This window comes from Polynucleobacter sp. AP-Kolm-20A-A1, assembly GCF_018688315.1.
GTDB lineage: Bacteria > Pseudomonadota > Gammaproteobacteria > Burkholderiales > Burkholderiaceae > Polynucleobacter.
The window spans coordinates 157810-176690 of sequence record NZ_CP061315.1 but is presented as its reverse complement, the minus strand read 5'-3'; the positions used below and the strand labels follow the sequence as shown (position 1 = coordinate 176690).

Sequence of the window (18881 nt, the reverse complement as noted above, 5' to 3'; positions counted from 1 at the left end):
CTGCGGGCCTTTTAAGAGCGATAGTCAGCATTAATAGAAACGTAATCATGGGAAAGATCACAAGTCCACATCGTCTGACTCGCATTACCACGTCCTAAATCAATCTTGATAGTAATTTCTGGGGCCTGCATTACTCTCTGGCCATCCGCCTCTTGATAGCTCGGATTACGCCCACCATCTTTAGCAACCCAAACATCTCCGAGCCACATCTGAACACGATTGACATCTAGATCTGCAATGCCCGCATAGCCAATAGCAGCAAGGATTCGGCCTAGATTAGGATCGCTGGCAAAGAAGGCTGTTTTCACTAACGGGGAGTGCGCAACCGCCTTAGCAACCAAGCGACACTCCTCAGAAGTCTTGCCGCCTACCACTTCAATCGTCATGAACTTAGTTGCACCTTCACCATCACGCACAATCATTTGCGCGAGTTTTCTGGCCAAAGCAACTAAAGCATCACGCACAATTTTGTAACTGGCATCATTGACAGATTGGATTTTTACGGCTGACTTCCCTGTGGCCATGATGATGAACGAGTCGTTCGTTGATGTATCCCCATCAATAGTGATGGCATTAAAAGAAAGGTCTGCAATTTCGCGTGTGAGCTCACCCAATAGCCCTGACGCAAATCCTGCATCAGTGGCAATAAATCCCAGCATGGTTGCCATATTGGGATGAATCATTCCGGCACCTTTACAAATACCAGTAATAGTCACTAAACCTTCTGGTGTTTGAACGGTCGCTGAAGTGGCTTTGGGTTGAGTATCAGTAGTCATGATGGCTTCTGCAGCATCAAACCAGTTGTCTTCACCCAAATTGCTCACCGCTTTTGGCAGCGCACTAATAATCTTTTCAATTGGCAAGGGCTCCAGAATGACGCCCGTAGAAAATGGCAAGATCTGCTCTGGATTAATCTTGAGGTCTTTTGCTAGCGCAGCGCAAGTTTCCAGGGCATGCTTCATTCCCTGCTCACCAGTTCCTGCATTGGCATTGCCGGTATTCACCACCAAGGCTCGGATCTCACCCTTGCACCCTTCTTGAGCCAAATGCTCACGACAGACCTGCACTGGAGCCGCGCAAAAGCGGTTCAAAGTAAAGACGCCAGCGACCTGAGATCCGGGAGCAAGCGTCATCACCAACAAATCTTTGCGGTTAGCCTTCTTAATTCCAGCTTCGGCGATACCCATCTCGAAACCTTTAACTGGCTTGAGGTCGGCTTTTAGGGGGAGGGGTAGGTTAACAGTCATAGTCTGACAATTGTAGATGAGACCCAAAAACAAAGCGCGCCAGAATCTGGCGCGCTTTGTTTGATTCTCAGAATGCTACCTTCAGGCTTTTACAGGCAATTCCCTAATGCGCTTACCAGTAGCAGCAGCAATTGCATTAACCAAAGCTGGCGCCACCAATGGCACACCAACCTCACCCAAACCTCCGGGCTTTTCTTGGCTTGGGATCAAATGCACTTCAATCACTGGAACCTGGTTTTGACGCAAACTTGGATAATTATTAAAGTTGTTCTGCTGCACACGACCATTTTCAATAGTAATAGCGTTGTTCAAGGCAGCACTTAACCCATAAATAACACCACCCATTAGTTGTGCGCGTGCCTGATCTGGGTGAACTGCGATTCCACAGTCCGACACAAACGTAATCTTCTTCACCTTGGTTTCTGGTGCAGCACTATCTAACTCCAAAATACATGCTGAATAAGTGTCATAACATTCCATCTGGGCGACACCAAAACGTTTACTGCCAGCGGTATAACCAGACTTCTTCACAGCAGCCTCAAGCACTGCCTTTGCTCTAGGATGTTTAGCTAATGCTGCCATACGATAAGCAACAGGATCCTTGCCTGCAGCTTTTGCAGCTTCATCTATAAAACTCTCGACTGCAAAGGCATTTAACGCATTACTCACCGAACGCCAATACCCAACTCGAATACCTGCACCCTCAATGACATTAGTCATTTCTATGTTAGGAATGTCGTAGGTTAAGTTACCAGAGCCCTCGACCATAAAAGGATCAAAACCATCCTTCACAAAACCTGGGAAAGCGCGTGCTGTCACTGATTGCGAAACCATCTTCGCCTTCATTGTTGCAAGCTGGCCATTAGCACCAATCACACCCTCCATACGATGAATGCTCATTGGACGATAGAAATCATGTGTGATGTCGTCTTCTTTAGTCCAGAGCATCTTGACTGGCATACCCGCTGCCTTAGAAATTTCTGCAGCCTGACGAATAAAATCCAGCTCAAGCTTGCGACCAAACCCGCCACCTAAGAAAGTGGTTTCAATTGTGACGTCTTCAGGCTTCACACCCGCAGCTGCGGCAGCAACAGCTTGACCGCCCTGCTGAAACTGAATAGGTCCAATGATTCTGCATTTACCATTAGATACATCTGCAGAGCAGTTGACCGGCTCCATAGTGGAATGCGCTAAATATGGCAAGAAATAATCTGCGCTAATACTTTTACCGCCGGCAACAACTGCATTCACATCTCCAGACGTTTTAACAACGGCGCCTTTTTTAGATAAGCCTGCTTCAAGCGCTTTGCGAACTACCGCGTTATTTAAACCTGCGTTAGGGCCTTCATTCCAAGTAATTTTTAGCGCATCCCTACCCTTGCGCGCGGCATAAAAGTCTTTTGCCAACACCGCAACGCCATCGGAAATTTGCACCACCTTGATGACGCCAGAAACCTTCATCGCCACCGAAGGATCGAACGAGGTTGGCGTGCCACCAATTACAGGGCACTGCGCCAAAGATGCAATTGCCATTCCCGGGATCTTTACATCAATCCCATATACCGCCTTGCCAGCCACCTTGGCAGGAGTATCCAAACGGCGCATTGTTTCTTTGCCAATCACCATAAAGTTAGCCGGCGATTTCAATGCTGGCTTTTCTGGCAGTGGTAACTTAGCAGCATCAGCAGCCAACTCACCATACGTTGCTGACTTACCACTAGAGTGGATAACCTTGCCATTCATCGCCTTGCAGTCAGCGACTGCTACGTTCCAACGCTGCGCAGCAGCCTGAACGAGCACCGCACGAGTTGCGGCGCCAGCGGTTCTTAATTTATCAAATGCTTCACGTACCGATGTTGAGCCGCCCGTAATTTGTCCACCTAACATGGCATTGATATAAACCGGTGCAACTCCTGCAATCTCAACCTGAATCATGGATAAAGGTAAATTTAATTCCTCAGCAAGTAATGCTGGTAATGAGGTGTAAACGTCCTGCCCCATCTCTGAACGAGCGCATATTAAAGTAATTTTATTATTCGGTGCAATTTGGATCCAAGCATTTGCTAAAGCAGGCTTACCAGCATCACCGACAGCAGCCTCGCTTGCTATAGGAATATGCATGCCAATAACTAGAGCACCAGTTAAAGCAGTCCCTTGCTGAATAAATTGACGACGGCCTAAATTTTTTATAGATTGATTTTTCATATTTAATGCCCCTCTTAAGCCAATTTATCGGCAGCGCGTTTTACTGCTTTTTCAATACGGGAATAAGTGCCGCAGCGACAAATATTGCCGCTCATAGCATTTTTAATGTCATCACTACTTGGCTGTTTTTTCTTTGCTAACAAATCTGCTGCAGACATCATCTGACCAGTCTGGCAGTAACCGCATTGAGGGACATCAAATTCAATCCAAGCGTCTTGTAGCGCTTTGCCGACCTTGGCCGATAAACCCTCTAGGCTGGTCACTTTCTTACCAGCGGCAGCTGAAACTGGAGTTGAGCAGGAGCGAATTGCAGCACCCTCAAGGTGCACAGTACAGGCGCCACATAATCCAGCGCCACAGCCGTACTTTGGACTGGTGACATCTAAATGGTCTCGCAGTACCCAAAGAATTGGGGTTTCTGGATCCCCTTCAAAATTAACCGCTTTGCCATTGAGAGTAAAAGATACGGCCATGACGCCCCCTTAGTGAATTTAATAACGAAAAGAAATGCAGCTTATTTGATCATTTACAAATAATGACAGATAAGACAAATGCTCGCCGAATTAAAAGATTAGGGATTTCACCAAGAAAAATGGCCCGGATAAATCCGAGCCATTAAAAATAATTGGTAAGTTAGGTTTTAAGCCAATGCGCCGCAGCAGTTCTTATACTTCTTGCCGCTTCCACAGGTGCATGGATCATTACGTCCAACCTTAGGACCAGTTCGAACCGGTGCTGGCTGAATGTCAATCGCAGCACCACGATCACCTGTTGAACCGGCAACCTCTTGCTCAGGATCAGCATGTTGATACTGAACATCAGAAAGCTTTGCCAAATCATCGTTCATGGATTCAGATGCTTGATCTAATTCACTAGCACTTCTGATTTGTACGGTCATGATGTTTTTTACAACATCGTTTTTAATAATGCCTAGCAACTCACCATAAAGCTCGAAAGCCTCACGACGGTATTCCTGCTTAGGATCTTTCTGGGCATAACCACGCAAATGAATACCTTGGCGCAAATGATCCAAAGCTGCCAAATGTTCGCGCCAATGGCTATCTAAGCTATATAGCAAAACAGAGCGCTCAAAACCTGCAAATGACTCACGACCACATAAATCAACTTTGGCGTCATAAGCATCTTTTGCTGCCTGGAGAACTCGATCCACAATCTCAGTGTCTTCAACGGTATCTGCCGCCTCAACCCAATTTCTCAGATCTACAGTAAGACCCCATTCGCTCGCCAGGACATTTTCAAGACCAGCTAAATCCCACTGCTCTTCCATGGATTCACTAGGCACATAAAAATCGCACACGGAACGCAAAACATCTTCACGCAAGTTCGCAATCAGATCGCCAATATCTTTACTCTCAAGAACTTCGTTTCTTAAGCGATAAGTTTCTTTACGTTGATCATTTGCGACGTCGTCATATTCCAGCAATTGCTTGCGAATATCAAAGTTACGACCTTCAACCTTACGCTGCGCAGATTCAATAGAGCGGGTCACCATGCCAGCTTCGATTGGCTCGCCATCTGGCATCTTTAGGCGCTCCATCACAGCGCGCAAACGGTCACCCGCAAAAATGCGCAAAAGCGAATCATCTAAAGAAAGATAAAAACGGGAAGATCCTGGATCACCCTGGCGACCAGATCGGCCTCGTAACTGGTTATCAATACGACGACTCTCATGGCGCTCAGTACCGATGATGTGTAAACCACCTGCAGCTAAGACTTCATCATGAATACTTTGCCACTCGTCTTGGAGATTCTTAATCTTGCTTGCTTTTTCTGCAGAAGAAAGTGAATCGTCAGCTTCAATCAAAGAAGACTGTTTGCCAACGTTACCGCCGAGCACAATATCAGTTCCGCGGCCAGCCATATTCGTGGCGATCGTAATCATTTTTGGACGGCCTGCTTGCGCAATAATTTCGGCTTCACGTGCATGCTGTTTAGCGTTTAGCACTTGGTGTGGCAGCTTACGCTTATCAAGTAAGCCAGCAATTAATTCAGAGTTTTCAATCGAGGTTGTACCAACCAACACTGGTTGACCGCGTTGATAACAATCTTCAATATCTTTAATAACCGCATCGTAACGCTCGCGCGAAGATTTAAAAATCTGATCCTGACGATCTTTGCGCTGACTGATTCTATTGGGAGGAATCACTACAGTTTCAAGGTTATAAATTTCCTTGAATTCGTAGGCTTCAGTATCTGCAGTTCCCGTCATGCCTGACAACTTGCCGTACATACGGAAGTAGTTCTGGAAAGTGATGGTAGCTAAGGTTTGATTCTCATTCTGAATCGGAACACCTTCTTTAGCTTCTACTGCTTGGTGCAGGCCATCAGACCAACGACGCCCCTGCATCAAACGACCAGTGAACTCATCAACAATAATTACTTCATTATTTTGAACAACATAGTGCTGATCACGGTTATACAAAGTGTGTGCGCGCAATGCTGCGTACACATGATGCATTAAGGTAATGTTTTGCGGGGCATACAAAGAAGCACCGTCATTTAAAGCACCCAACTGAACCAGTACGGCTTCAGCTTTGTCATGCCCTTGCTCAGTTAAATAGACTTGCTGTGATTTCTCATCAACCCAGTAATCTCCAGGCTTCTCAACGCCTGTGCCATCTGCTTTTTCTTCGCCAATTTGGCGATCTAAGTGAGCAGGCAACGCATTAATTTTGATATAGAGATCAGTGTGATCTTCGGCCTGACCAGAAATGATCAATGGCGTACGCGCCTCATCAATCAAAATCGAGTCGACTTCGTCCACGATTGCGTAAGCTAATCCGCGCTGAACACGTTGACCCAAATCTTGGACCATATTGTCACGCAGATAATCAAAACCAAATTCGTTATTCGTGCCGTAAGTAATATCGGCAGCATACGCTTCTTGTTTGGTTGCATGATCCATCTGGGATAAATTGATGCCAACCTTCATACCCAGGAAGTTATATAACTTCGACATCCACTCAGCATCACGCTGTGCCAAGTAATCGTTTACCGTTACAACATGCACACCTTTGCCGGTTAATGCGTTGAGGTAAACAGGAAGAGTAGCCGTTAAGGTCTTACCTTCGCCGGTGCCCATTTCAGCAATCTTGCCTTGATGTAAAGCTAAGCCACCCAATATCTGTGCATCAAAGTGACGCATCTTCATGACGCGAGTGCTGGCCTCACGAACTACTGCAAATGCTTCAGCAGTGATGTCGTCTAAAGACTCTCCAGCAGCCAAACGGGACTTAAATTCAGCCGTTTTGGCTGCAAGCGCAGCGTCATCCAAAGATTGCAGGCTAGCCTCAAAAGCGCCAACCTTGGCAACGACTTTGCGATACTGTTTTAAGAGGCGGTCGTTACGACTGCCGACCAGGGTTTTAAGAAGACCGATTACCATGGGATATTGAAGAAAATTAAGTCCTTGAGTTTATCACCCGCAACCCCATTTTTTATGAACTTTAGCCCTAAACCCACCCGCAAGCATGCAGCCCATGAATGGCTAGATTACCTGCGGGAATCTGAAGGTCTAGGGGGTATTTTGGCCAAGACCGAAGATTTGGCCAAACTCAAGACCATCCTTGGGCTGGCACTAGGAAGGCTGGATTTAGAGCACCTGAACTCCAAAATTGAGGCGGGATGGCGGTCAGGAGCCCAAAATGAGCTGTTTTTACTAGTAGGTAGCGCTAGTATTGCCAGCCGACTCCAACAGATTTTACCCAGTCTAATCAATGAGTTATCAAAATTAGGCCTGGTTTGCAGTGCCATTAAAGTGCGCGTAAGGCCTGCCGCCCCAGCATGGGAAGTAAAGCCGCGCCCCGACGCTCAAAAACGCGAAAAGCCTAAAGGCCTCAATGAGGTAGCCAAGAAATCCTGGGAAGATTTGTTAAATAAATTGGCGCCAGATTCAAACCTACGCAAGGCAGTTGAACGACTTTTGCAGAACAAGCCTAAGTAGCTAAAAACTTAGTACTTTAAAAAAAGAGTGGTTGGTTCTCTTGAGAATAGGCCGCAGGCGCCTTATTTTGCGCATATGGACTAATTTCGTAAGCGCTTGGATCTTCCAAAAGCTTACGTAACAGTGCGTTATTGAGAGCATGGCCTGATTTTTCGGCTACATAAGCCCCAACAATTGGGTGGCCAATCAGATACAAATCTCCGATAGCGTCCAAGATTTTGTGGCGCACGAATTCATCCTCATAACGAAGTTCTTCGTTATTCAAAATTCGGTGCTCATCCAAAACAATTGCGTTATCCAAACTTCCACCGCGAGCTAAACCCATTTCACGTAATGCCTCAACTTCATGCGCAAAACCAAAAGTTCGCGCACGACCAATTTCACTGCGGTAAGCATGTTCTGCAAAATCGACAATAAATCGTTGACCTGTTTTATCAACGGCCGGATGTTTAAAGTCAATCGTAAAATCTAACTTGAATCCGAAGAAAGGCTCTAGGCGTGCAAGCTTGTCGCCCTCACGTACCTCTATCGGCTTTTTAATCACCACAAACTGACGTGGTGCATCTTGTTCAGCAATGCCAGCAGACTCAATCAAAAACAAGAATGATGCAGCGCTCCCATCCATGATGGGTACCTCTTCACCATCCAACTCAATCAATAAATTATCAAGGCCCAAACCAGCACAAGCCGATAACAAATGCTCTACTGTGGAGACGCGCACCCCATCCTTTTGAATGACGGAGGCAAGCCTGGTATCGCATACAGCCAAAGCAGTTGCAGGAACAACGGACTGCTCAGGCGTATCCACTCTAACAAACTGAACCCCTGAATTTACTGGCGCAGGTTTAATGGATATCGTGACCTTGCGGCCAGAGTGCAAACCAATGCCCACGGTTTTCACCGGAGCAGCAATGGTTCTTTGCTTCATCATCTTGATATCTCTAAATTCAGGGGGTATCTATTAATAAATTTGAGTTACAGCTTTTTCAAAATAGAAGCAGCATCACTCACTTCAAACTTTCCAGGAGCTTCGCGATCTAAAGATTTCACTACGCCATCTTCAACAATCATGGCGTAACGATCTGAACGCACACCCAAACCGCGGGCAGTGAGATCCAACTCCAAACCAAGCTTCTTGGTGAACTCAGCACTACCGTCACCTAACATGCGAATCTTTTTACCAACCTTTTGGTCGCGTCCCCATGCGCCCATCACAAATGGGTCATTCACGGAAATACACCAGATTTCATCAACGCCTTTTGCTTTGATCGCATCAGCGTGCTCTACATATCCAGGTACATGCTTTGCAGAACAAGTTGGTGTAAAGGCACCAGGCAAAGCAAAGATCACAATTTTTTTTCCTGCTGCCAATTTCTCAACTTCAAATGCATTTGGCCCCAAGGAGCAGCCTTCGCTCTCTTCGTCAAAAAACTCATAAAGCGTAGCGTTTGGTAATTTTTGTCCAACAGCAATCATGACATCTCCAATAAATAATTGTTAGTAAGCATGCCAACGCAAGCGCGGGATTCGTCGTCCGGAGGGGCGCCGCGCTGGCATTTCGCAATTACCTATTGTATTAAGCAGCCAATTAATCTGCTTGCTTACGCAAAAAGGCTGGGATTTCATAGTAATCAGCCCCTTTGTCCAACATGGATTTAGCCTGCGGGGAGCTATCTGCACCTAATGTAGGCGCAGGAGTCGCTTCACGAGAGCTACGAAAAACACGTGGCAAATCATATTGGCTGTAGTCAACGCCAGCACTAGCAGGTTGAGCCGCCATTGCAGGGGCACTGCCAGTACCTGTCATCGCCAATCCAGCACTAGTGGACAAAGCTGAATCTAAACTGACCTTGCTCATTGCTGCAGATGCACTTGCAGGCGCAAAGCTATTTAGATCAGCCATAGTTGGCATTGCATCATGTGTACCAGTAGCCTGTCTCCACACTACTTCTGGTTGATGATTTTGACGAGCTTGTGGATTATTCAAGCCAGTAGCAACAACCGTCACACGCAATGCATCGCCTAAGCTCTCGTCGTACACAGTACCGAAGATCACAGTAGCGTCATCGGCAGCGTAACCACGAATCGCGGCCATCACTTCACGAGTTTCAGACAACTTTAATGAACGACTTGCAGTAATGTTCACCAATACGCCACGCGCACCTGATAAATCAACACCCTCGAGCAATGGAGAAGCAACAGCGGCTTCTGCAGCCAAACGAGCACGATCCATGCCAGAAACAGTTGCAGTACCCATCATGGCCTTGCCTTGCTCGCCCATCACAGTTTTTACGTCTTCAAAGTCAACGTTAATCAAACCTTGAACATTGATGATTTCTGCAATACCAGAAACTGCGTTGTGCAATACGTCATCTGCGCATGCAAATGCCTTGTCGAACTCAGCATCTTCACCCATTACTTCAAAGAGTTTTTCGTTGAGCACAACAATTAATGAATCCACATATGACTCGAGTTCAGCAGCACCGTTCTCAGCAACCTTCAAACGCTTTACACCCTCAAAATCAAACGGCTTGCTAATCACGCCAACGGTCAAGATACCCATTTCCTTAGCTACTTGAGCCACGATTGGAGCAGCACCAGTGCCAGTGCCACCGCCCATACCAGCAGTGATGAACACCATGTGCGCGCCTTGCAATGTATCTGCAATACGAGCACGGGCTTCTTCAGCTGAAGCTGCACCGATTTCTGGTTTAGCGCCAGCACCTAATCCGCTAGAGCCCAGTTGCAAATTCACAGATGCCTCAGAACGCTGTAAAGCGCCAGCATCGGTGTTCATGCAAATGAACTCTACGCCATTAACACCACGACGGATCATGTGCTGAACAGCATTACCACCAGCACCACCGACTCCAACCACTTTAATAATGGTCTTGCCAGCTACTTCTTGATCTAACATTTCAAATTCCATATACCCTCCTAGGTAATAAACGTACTACATTGACGACGACGAAAAAACTTAAAAATTTCCTGCAAACCATTCCTTCATGCGCGAGATAACTCCTTGCAACGCGCCTGATTGAGAAACACGACGGCCACGCAATAACTGCGCCTGGCCTTCCATCAGCAAGCCAATGCTGGTGGCATATCTTGGGCTACGTAACACTTCATGCAAATGACCGCGATATTCCGGAGTGCCAATTCGAGCAGGTCTCAAGAACACTTGTTCAGCCAATTCGACCATTCCGGGCATCAATGAAGTGCCACCAGTTAATACGATTCCCGAAGAAACCATGTCTTCATAGCCAGAGTCACGCACTACACCTCTAACCAGTGTGAATAGCTCTTCAACACGGGGCTCAATCACAGCAGAAAGCGCTTGCTTAGACATTGGGCGAGGCTCGCGATCACCAACACCAGGCACGTCGATCATTGCGGTTGGGTCAGCCATATCTTGACGAGCAATGCCATGCGCAATCTTTAAATCTTCAGCATCAATAGTCGGGGTGCGCAATGCCATTGCAATGTCATTGGTAATTTGATCGCCTGCGATTGGAATGACGGCAGTATGACGAATGGATCCTTGGCAATAAATAGCAATGTCAGTGGTACCGCCGCCAATATCAACCAACACAACGCCTAGCTCTTTTTCATCTTCAGTGAGCACTGCCAAGCTTGAAGCCAAGGGTTGCAAAATTAAGTCATTAACTTCTAAGCCACAACGGCGAACACACTTCACAATATTTTGTGCAGCGCTGACAGCACCAGTAACAATATGCACCTTCACTTCTAAGCGCAAACCACTCATACCGATTGGCTCACGCACATCTTCCTGTCCATCAATAATGAATTCTTGAACTAGGATGTGCAAAATTTGTTGGTCAGTTGGAATATTGATTGCTTTTGCAGTCTCGAGTACGCGCTCCACATCGCCGGATCCAACTTCTTTGTCGCGGATGGCAACCATACCGCTTGAGTTGAAACTCACAATGTGGTTACCAGCAATACCGGTAAAGACTTGCACAATCTGACGATCAGCCATTACCTCGGCCTCTTCAAGCGCTTTTTGAATGGATTGAACAGTTGCCTCAATATTGACAACCACACCCTTCTTCAATCCTTTGGATGCTGTTTGACCAACACCAACTACGTTGAATTGACCATCTGGGGCCAATTCAGCAACCAAGGCAACAACCTTAGAGGTGCCAATATCCAAACCAACTAAAAGGTCACGATTGTCTTTACTCATTGCCATTCCTCATTGCTTCTGCTCACTTTTTTTGCCATCCACTTCATTCTTTTTCAAACTTGCGGACGCAAGATGAACTGCAAAACCATTTGCGTAACGCAAATCGACTGCATCAATTCGATTCGCCCACTTTTCTTGTACCTGCGGCCAATATTTAAACAAGCGCGCAACACGTTCTTCCGTCAAGTTTTTGTCTGAGCTCTCTTCGTCGCGCCCAAACTCCACTTTCATTCCATTCGAAAGTTTGACGTGCCAGGCATAGCGCTCTGTAAGAGCAAGACTGGTAACTTCAGCGCCCCATGGCTTAAACCAGTTATTTGCTTTCTCATACAAACTCATTACTTCTTTGCCCGAATCTTCGGGGCCATAAAAGTCCACCAAGCGTGTGTCTTCCCCTACTTCCGAAACTCGACCAGCAAAGACTTCGCCATGTGAGTTGATTAGGGTGTGGCTATCAGCTCCGCCCCATGTGCCAAATGGCTTCTGCTCTTCAATACTGACAACCAAACCATTCGGCCAAACACGACGGACATTGGCATGTCGCACCCACGGCATACTCTCAAATCCACGCTTCACATCTTCCAATCGAACACTAAAGAAATTGCCATGAACTGTTTCCAGAACCTGCTGCTTCACAATAGGTCTATTGATATGCTTTAACGTTTGTCCTGCAACTGGCTCAATCTGAATTTGCTTTAACGCAAAGACAGGACGTTGACTCAGCCATACCAATACACCAACTACCAACATGACAGTAAAGCAGCGCATCAAGAAACGGCTAAGCTTTTGCATCCGTTCTGGATGATTCCAGAGCGGCGACATCAGCATGGAGAATATTTCTCCGAACCGGTCCATGAAGTTGTTCATGCGCTAGCGCCCTCTTTCTGCTGCAAGGTCTGACTCAAAAGCCACAAGACCAAATCTGCATACTCGATACCGGCAGCCTTAGCAGCCATTGGCACCAAAGAGTGGGACGTCATGCCGGGTGAGGTATTCATCTCCAATAAATACGGCTTGCCAGTTTTTTGATCCAGCATCACATCAGCTCGGCCCCAGGTACGGCAACCCAAGGCTTTATATGCTGCTAGCGCCAAGTCCTGGACTGCAGCATTCACTTCGGGCGCCAGACCTGTCGGACAAAGATACTGAGTTTCATCAGAGAAATACTTGTTATGAAAATCGTAATTTGCTTGCGGTGGAATAATTTTGATCACAGGCAATGCTTCAGCTGCATCACCTTGACCAACTAATGGACAAGTCAACTCATCACCAATAATGCATGTCTCTGCAATGACTTTTTTATCTAGACCCGCAGCCAGTTTGTAAGCTGCTGGGAGCTCCTCAACGGATTTCACTTTTGTTAAGCCTAGGGATGATCCCTCGTTTGCAGGTTTGACAATCAAGGGCAAACCGAGATTTTTTGCAACAGCGTTCCAATCACTGGCGGCGGTGAGTTCTTCAAACTTCGGTGTTGATAAGCCATTGCTGATCCAAACTTGCTTGGTCACAATCTTATCAATCGCTAAAGCCGAGGCCAAAACACCACTGCCTGTGTACGGTAGACCTAACAACTCCAATAATCCTTGAATCGTGCCATCTTCACCATAGCGACCATGGAGGGATATAAAAATACGATCAAATTTTTCTTTGGCTAATTCAGTGGGGCAACGTAAACCTGGATCAAATCCATGGGCATCAACCCCTTTTGACATCAAGGCTTCTAACACCCCATTACCAGACATCAGAGAGATTTCCCTCTCGCCAGATTTTCCACCCAACAATACGCCAACGCGACCAAAGGATTTCACATCCAAGCCAGATAGCTGACTCTTTACACGCTCACCCCAAGAGGTCAATTGGATACCAGTCTTAGACATTCTTAATCTCCGACAGGGTATGTGGCAAAGTAGAAATTGAACCTGCGCCCATCGTAATCAACACATCTCCATCTTTTAAAACTTGAGTTAATTTTTCTGGCATCTCTGCCACATTTGCCGCATAAGCAACGGCGGCAGAATTTAATAGTGCTTTCGTATTTTTATCTTCTGCAAGCGCAGCTTTCATCAAGCTTTTTGCATCTGCACCTGGAATTTTTGCCTCACCAGCTGGGTACACCTCAGTCAAAACTAAGGCATCAAAATTTTTAATTACCTGAACGAACTCGCCAAAACAATCGCGTGTTCTTGTAAAGCGATGCGGCTGGAACGCCAGCACCAAGCGGCGGTCTGGATAAGCTCCCCGTGCTGCCGCTAAGGTAGCAGCCATCTCAACAGGATGGTGACCATAATCATCAATAAGAGTGAAGCTGCCGCCTGAGGCCAAAGGAATATCACCGTAACGCTGGAAGCGGCGACCAACACCACCAAACTCGGCAAGTGCCTTTGTAATTGCTTCATCACCAACACCCAGCTCTGTTGCAATTCCAATTGCAGCAAGTGCATTTCGAACATTATGTAAGCCAGGTAAATTCAGGGTGATATTCAATGGACCTGGCTTGTTGCCGTGTCTACGTACCGTACGTCGATCAACCGTAAAGTGCATACATGTACCATCAGCCCGGACATTGCTCGCGCGAATATCAGCGTCCTCAGATAAGCCATAACGCAGCACCGGCTGAGAAACAAATGGCATGATGTCGCGCACATTGGCGTCATCAATACAAAGCACTGCAACGCCATAAAACGGCATGCGTTGAATGAACTGCACAAATGCCTGTTTTAAGCGGGCCATATCGTGCTGATAGGTATCCATGTGATCAGCATCAATATTGGTTACCACCTCCATTGCTGGAAACAGCTGCAAGAATGATGCATCTGACTCATCTGCCTCAACAACAATGAAGTCTCCGCGTCCTAAGCGTGCATTGGCGCCAGCTGAATTGAGCTTTCCACCAATAACGAAGGTTGGATCTAAACCACCCTCAGCCAATACCGATGCAACTAGGCTCGTTGTAGTGGTCTTACCATGCGTGCCCGCAATAGCGATACCCTGTTTTAGGCGCATTAACTCACCCAACATCACTGCACGCTGAATAACCGGAATTTTTGCCGCACGTGCAGCCAATACTTCTGGATTGTTTCCAGCAACTGCCGTAGAAATTACTACCGCTTCAGCAGTGCCAATATTTTTAGGGTCATGGCCAATATGAATAACAGCGCCCAATTCTTTTAGGCGCTTGGTAACTGCACCTTCAGCCAAATCAGATCCAGAAACTTGGTAACCCAAGTTCAAGAGCACTTCTGCGATGCCGCTCATGCCTGCGCCACCAATGCCGACAAAGTGAATTTGCTGAACAATATGTTTCATATACCCACTCCTGCACAATCAGCGCACACTTCGGCGACACGCTGAGTTGCATGAGGCTTAGCCAAACCATGTGCTCGCAATGCCATGTCTTTTAAGTCTGACCGATTAAGGTTTTGAATCATCTGTGCCAAGTCTTGAGGATTCAAAAATGCCTGCGGCAACAGAACTGCTGCATCTGCATCTGATAAAAACTGAGCATTGGCAGTTTGATGGTCATCAATTGCATGCGGGAAAGGAATTAAGCATGACGCCACTCCACAAGCCGCCAATTCAGAAACTGTCATTGCGCCAGAGCGGCAAATAACCAGATCTGCTTGTGCATAGGCCGTTGGCATATCGTCGATAAATGGACGGACATCTGCAAGCACGCCCAACTCTGCATAGCGCTTTTCCAGCTCCGCTATATGTCTATCTCCTGCCTGATGAATAACTTGCGGACGAGACTCTTGGGGAATCAAAGCTAGTGCTGCAGGAATATTTTCATTCAGCGCAGCCGCGCCCAAGCTTCCGCCAACAACCAAAATAGATAAAGGACCTTGGCGCTGCTCATACCTTAGGGCAGGAGGTGCAATACGATCAAATTCCTCGCGTATAGGATTGCCCACCCATTCCGCATGCTCCATCGTATTAGGGAAGCCAGTCAAAACTCGCATCGCTATTTTTGCAAGCGCTCGGTTTGCGCTACCCGCCACTGAATTTGCCTCATGCAATACCAGCGGCCGCTTTAATAACTTCGTTACCAAGCCTCCAGGGAAGGTTATATAACCACCCATTCCAAGCACAACGCTTGGCTTTAAACGGCGTATGATTTTCCAACTCTGGAAGCTTGCGCGCATTAAGTTCACCGGCAACATGAGCTTTGCTTTTAAGCCTTTTCCACGCAGACCACCGAAATCAACCGCTTCAAATGGAAAATCGCATGATTTAACTAGGCGATATTCCATTCCAGATTGATTTCCCAACCAAGAAACATTCCAACCGCAGATCCGTAAATATTCAGCGACAGCAAGTCCTGGGAAGATATGCCCACCAGTACCGCCAGCCATCACCAAAATCGAGGGTTTTGTCACAACTGCCCTCCACGCATGAGAATGCGATTTTCAAAATCGATTCGCAACAACATTGCAACCGCAACAGCATTCATCAAAATTCCAGAGCCGCCGTAGCTAACCAACGGCAAGGTCAACCCCTTAGTGGGCAAGAGCCCCAGGTTCACACCCATGTTGATAAATGCCTGCCAGCCAATCCAAATAGCCACACCTTTAGCAGCAAGGCCTGCAAAACTACGGTCCAATTGCAAGGCGGTGCGTCCAATCAGGAATGCGCGTCGCACGATCCAGTAAAACAAGAAAATCATTACAACCACACCAACAAAACCCAACTCTTCACCAATCACAGCCATGATGAAGTCGGTATGAGCTTCTGGTAGGTAATGTAATTTTTCTACACTTCCACCTAGACCAGTACCAAACCACTCCCCGCGCCCAAATGCCATCAGCGAATGCGTTAACTGATAGCCTTTATTCGCAGCGTTATCAACTTGCCATGGGTCCATAAACGCGAGCATGCGCCCACGACGGAAAGGAGAAAGCGCAATCATCGTTGCGCCGCTCATCAAGCCAACAAGAATCAAGCCGCCGAATAATTTTGCATTGATTCCGCCCAAAAAGAGAATGCCAAAGGCAATCAAGGCAACCACTACGAATGCACCCATATCAGGCTCAGCCATTAGGAGGCCACCAACTAGAGCAACTGCAATTCCCATAGGAAGCATGCCCTTCACAAAGGAGTGCAAATATTCTTGGCGCTGCACGGTATAGCTTGCAGCAAAAATGACTGCCGCAAATTTCATCAACTCAGAGGGCTGAAAGTTCATTAAGCCCAAAGGTATCCAGCGCTTAGCGCCATTCACGCCTTTACCAACTCCAGGTATTAACACTGCAATTAATAAAAGGACTGTAAATCCGAAAATTACTGGAGAATAGCGATCCCAAACTTTTGTAGGGATCTTAAAAGCCCATATTCCTACGCTTATTGCAATCACCAAAGAAATCATGTGGCGAATCAAGAAGAAGTTGCTGCTGTAATTAGCATATTTAGGGCCATCAGCCAAAGTAATAGAGGCTGAATAAACCATCACCAGGCCAATAAGCATCAAAGATAAAACTGCCCATACAAGTAATTGGTCGTACTCCATCATGCGAGAGCGTGTTTGCTCCACACCAGAAACAGCATCCCTTAGGCCAGTGCGGAAGTTATCAATACCGCCTCTGGAAAAATCCCAAAAACGATTTAGGCCTAAACGATTTTCAGGGAACAATTTATCTTTTAAGTTCATGCCTGTACTCCTTCAAAGCGCATCCCTAATTCTTCAACTTCTGCAGCAAATACCTGCGCACGCTCTACATAATCTTTAAATTGATCGAGGCTTGCGCAAGCAGGAGATAACAGGACCAAGTCCCCTGATACAGCCTCTGCAGCAGCAGCCTGGACGGCCGCAACCAAATCACCACTAACCGCGCAAGGAATGCTGTCACCAAGCGCTTGACAAATAGCCTCAGCATCTTTACCGATCAAGAATGCGCCTTTAACAAAACGTAATGATGGTTCGCGCAACGGACTGAAATCCTGACCCTTACCATCACCGCCAGCAATCAACCAAATTCTCTTGCCGGCTTCATTACTGCCAAGGCCATTTAATGCAGCAACAGTAGCGCCCACATTGGTGCCCTTGCTGTCATCTACATACTCAACATCTTTAACGATCGCTATGCTTTGAACTCGATGTGGCTCTCCGTGATAATCACGCAAGCCATGCAACAAGACATTCATTGGTAACTTAGCTGCACGCGCTAGTGCAAGCGCTGCTAATGCATTTAATGCATTATGGCGACCGCGAATACGCAAAGCATCAGCCGGAATCAAGCGCTTCAAGCGTAATGGCTCGTCTTCTTCAATTGCAGCAGTTTTACGACGACGCTTCGGTTGAGGCTCAACATCTTCATCCACCTCAGCCCATACCAGCCAATCAATACCGCCCGCTCGCAAATCATGCTCAATACCAAAAGCACCTTGCTCATCCGGACGATTTGAACCAAAGGTAACAATCGATCTTTCCACTCTTTGTGTCTCAGGAATTAAACCCATCACCAAAGCATCATCTCTATTGAGGATGCATACAGTGTCATCACCAAATATCTTAGCCTTGGCCTCTGCATAAGCTTGCATATCACCATGCCAATCCAGATGATCTTGGGTAAGATTTAAAACCGTCGCAGCTGTTGCGTTAAGGGTATGCGTATAAACCAACTGAAAACTCGACAGCTCTAACACCCAAATATCAGGCATATCCTCAATCTGATCAGCCCCATCTAAACAGCTCATCATTTTTTCTAAGGCGGCCGGGCTAATATTTCCAGCGACAGCTACTTTCTTGCCGGCGCGCTCGCATAACTGTCCAGTAAGCGCTGTAGTAGTAGTTTTTCCATTGGTGCCAGTAATTGCCAACACCGCAGTCTCGTAGCTATATTCTTGAGCTTGAGCCATCCGACTCAAGGCGGCGATTGCACGAGCAAAAAATTCAATTTCACTCCAAACATCGATCCTAGCTTTACGAGCCGCCACTAAAAATGATGCTGTTGGCTCCTGCAGTGGAGATAAGCCTGGGCTGATGCCAATGACATCAATGTCCCCAAGTAATTCCTCAGACAAAGGACCAAACTGGATATCTTTTAATCCAGCAAACTTTAGCTCCTCTAACCAAGCATGCTGGCGATCAGAAAATTTAGCTGGATCTCGAGTATCCGCAAAACGAACGCTTCCGCCGTTACGTAAACACCACTTCGCCATAGCCACACCTGATTCACCCAATCCTAAAATAAGGAAGCGTGCAGGAGCCTCATAGCCTGCATCAGCCATAAGGCTTGCGTTAGCGAAAGTATTTTCTAAGATC

Annotated in this window: 15 protein-coding genes; 1 reads left to right on the top strand and 14 read right to left on the bottom strand. The window is 46.8% G+C overall.

The features are described from left to right. Positions 1–11: 11 nt before the first annotated feature. From argJ to secA, 4 genes are all read right to left on the bottom strand, one after another. Positions 12–1247 carry a bifunctional glutamate N-acetyltransferase/amino-acid acetyltransferase ArgJ gene (argJ, locus tag C2745_RS00960; RefSeq protein WP_215384491.1) on the bottom strand — a complete coding sequence of 412 codons (1236 nt, stop codon included), beginning with the start codon at positions 1245–1247 and terminating at the stop codon, positions 12–14. Positions 1248–1328: 81 nt separating this feature from the next. Continuing rightward, positions 1329–3452: a molybdopterin cofactor-binding domain-containing protein gene (locus C2745_RS00955; protein WP_215384490.1), complete on the bottom strand. Its 2124-nt coding sequence runs from the start codon at positions 3450–3452 to the stop codon at positions 1329–1331. A 14-nt stretch (positions 3453–3466) separates the two neighbouring features. Further along, on the bottom strand, positions 3467–3925 hold the full coding sequence (locus C2745_RS00950; protein ID WP_215384489.1) for a (2Fe-2S)-binding protein: 459 nt from the start codon (positions 3923–3925) through the stop codon (positions 3467–3469). 167 nt (positions 3926–4092) lie between these two features. Continuing rightward, positions 4093–6858, bottom strand: coding sequence for a preprotein translocase subunit SecA (gene secA / locus C2745_RS00945; protein ID WP_215384488.1), 2766 nt, complete (start codon positions 6856–6858; stop codon positions 4093–4095). A 24-nt stretch (positions 6859–6882) separates the two neighbouring features. Between secA and C2745_RS00940 the strand changes: the two genes are divergently transcribed. Further along, positions 6883–7416 carry a hypothetical protein gene (locus C2745_RS00940; RefSeq protein ID WP_251368341.1) on the top strand — a complete coding sequence of 178 codons (534 nt, stop codon included), beginning with the start codon at positions 6883–6885 and terminating at the stop codon, positions 7414–7416. Positions 7417–7432: 16 nt separating this feature from the next. On the opposite strand, the gene lpxC is transcribed toward C2745_RS00940, so the two are convergent. The 10 genes from lpxC to murD all read right to left on the bottom strand — a co-directional run bounded on the left by lpxC (position 7433) and on the right by murD (position 18847). Beyond that, positions 7433–8347: a UDP-3-O-acyl-N-acetylglucosamine deacetylase gene (gene lpxC, locus C2745_RS00935; protein ID WP_215384487.1), complete on the bottom strand. Its 915-nt coding sequence runs from the start codon at positions 8345–8347 to the stop codon at positions 7433–7435. Between the two features lie 44 nt (positions 8348–8391). Then, entirely contained in the window at positions 8392–8892 is a 501-nt protein-coding gene (locus tag C2745_RS00930) for a peroxiredoxin (RefSeq protein WP_215384486.1), read from the bottom strand. 112 nt (positions 8893–9004) lie between these two features. Beyond that, positions 9005–10345, bottom strand: coding sequence for a cell division protein FtsZ (ftsZ, locus tag C2745_RS00925; protein ID WP_215384485.1), 1341 nt, complete (start codon positions 10343–10345; stop codon positions 9005–9007). A gap of 48 nt (positions 10346–10393) precedes the next feature. Then, a complete protein-coding gene (gene ftsA / locus C2745_RS00920; protein WP_215384484.1) occupies positions 10394–11623 on the bottom strand; it encodes a cell division protein FtsA in 1230 nt (409 codons plus the stop codon). 9 nt (positions 11624–11632) lie between these two features. Continuing rightward, the gene (locus tag C2745_RS00915) at positions 11633–12451 is read right to left on the bottom strand and encodes a cell division protein FtsQ/DivIB (RefSeq protein ID WP_251368340.1); all 819 of its coding nucleotides are present in this window, start codon (positions 12449–12451) and stop codon (positions 11633–11635) included. Positions 12452–12486: 35 nt separating this feature from the next. Next, positions 12487–13500, bottom strand: a complete 1014-nt coding sequence (locus C2745_RS00910) for a D-alanine--D-alanine ligase (protein ID WP_251368339.1) — start codon at positions 13498–13500, stop codon at positions 12487–12489. Beyond that, positions 13493–14929 carry a UDP-N-acetylmuramate--L-alanine ligase gene (murC, locus tag C2745_RS00905; RefSeq protein WP_215384482.1) on the bottom strand — a complete coding sequence of 479 codons (1437 nt, stop codon included), beginning with the start codon at positions 14927–14929 and terminating at the stop codon, positions 13493–13495. The genes C2745_RS00910 and murC overlap by 8 nt, the downstream gene beginning before the upstream one ends. Next, positions 14926–15999 carry an undecaprenyldiphospho-muramoylpentapeptide beta-N-acetylglucosaminyltransferase gene (murG, locus tag C2745_RS00900; protein ID WP_215384481.1) on the bottom strand — a complete coding sequence of 358 codons (1074 nt, stop codon included), beginning with the start codon at positions 15997–15999 and terminating at the stop codon, positions 14926–14928. Before murG ends, murC begins: the two co-directional genes overlap by 4 nt. Continuing rightward, complete coding sequence (ftsW, locus tag C2745_RS00895) at positions 15996–17267, bottom strand: putative lipid II flippase FtsW (RefSeq protein WP_215384480.1); 1272 nt, start codon at positions 17265–17267, stop codon at positions 15996–15998. Before ftsW ends, murG begins: the two co-directional genes overlap by 4 nt. After that, on the bottom strand, positions 17264–18847 hold the full coding sequence (gene murD, locus C2745_RS00890) for a UDP-N-acetylmuramoyl-L-alanine--D-glutamate ligase (RefSeq protein ID WP_251368413.1): 1584 nt from the start codon (positions 18845–18847) through the stop codon (positions 17264–17266). Before murD ends, ftsW begins: the two co-directional genes overlap by 4 nt. Positions 18848–18881: the final 34 nt, after the last annotated feature.

Excerpts from the sequence above, each read along its gene's own strand:
- C2745_RS00950 (WP_215384489.1), bottom strand. The coding sequence starts at position 3,925 with ATGGCCGTATCTTTTACTCTCAATGGCAAAGCGGTTAATTTTGAAGGG.
- ftsW (WP_215384480.1), bottom strand. The coding sequence starts at position 17,267 with ATGAACTTAAAAGATAAATTGTTCCCTGAAAATCGTTTAGGCCTAAAT.
- murD (WP_251368413.1), bottom strand. The coding sequence starts at position 18,847 with ATGGCTGATGCAGGCTATGAGGCTCCTGCACGCTTCCTTATTTTAGGA.
- ftsZ (WP_215384485.1), bottom strand. The coding sequence starts at position 10,345 with ATGGAATTTGAAATGTTAGATCAAGAAGTAGCTGGCAAGACCATTATT.
- C2745_RS00930 (WP_215384486.1), bottom strand. The coding sequence starts at position 8,892 with ATGATTGCTGTTGGACAAAAATTACCAAACGCTACGCTTTATGAGTTT.
- C2745_RS00910 (WP_251368339.1), bottom strand. The coding sequence starts at position 13,500 with ATGTCTAAGACTGGTATCCAATTGACCTCTTGGGGTGAGCGTGTAAAG.
- murC (WP_215384482.1), bottom strand. The coding sequence starts at position 14,929 with ATGAAACATATTGTTCAGCAAATTCACTTTGTCGGCATTGGTGGCGCA.
- ftsA (WP_215384484.1), bottom strand. The coding sequence starts at position 11,623 with ATGAGTAAAGACAATCGTGACCTTTTAGTTGGTTTGGATATTGGCACC.
- C2745_RS00955 (WP_215384490.1), bottom strand. The coding sequence starts at position 3,452 with ATGAAAAATCAATCTATAAAAAATTTAGGCCGTCGTCAATTTATTCAG.
- argJ (WP_215384491.1), bottom strand. The coding sequence starts at position 1,247 with ATGACTGTTAACCTACCCCTCCCCCTAAAAGCCGACCTCAAGCCAGTT.
- lpxC (WP_215384487.1), bottom strand. The coding sequence starts at position 8,347 with ATGATGAAGCAAAGAACCATTGCTGCTCCGGTGAAAACCGTGGGCATT.
- C2745_RS00915 (WP_251368340.1), bottom strand. The coding sequence starts at position 12,451 with ATGCTGATGTCGCCGCTCTGGAATCATCCAGAACGGATGCAAAAGCTT.
- secA (WP_215384488.1), bottom strand. The coding sequence starts at position 6,858 with ATGGTAATCGGTCTTCTTAAAACCCTGGTCGGCAGTCGTAACGACCGC.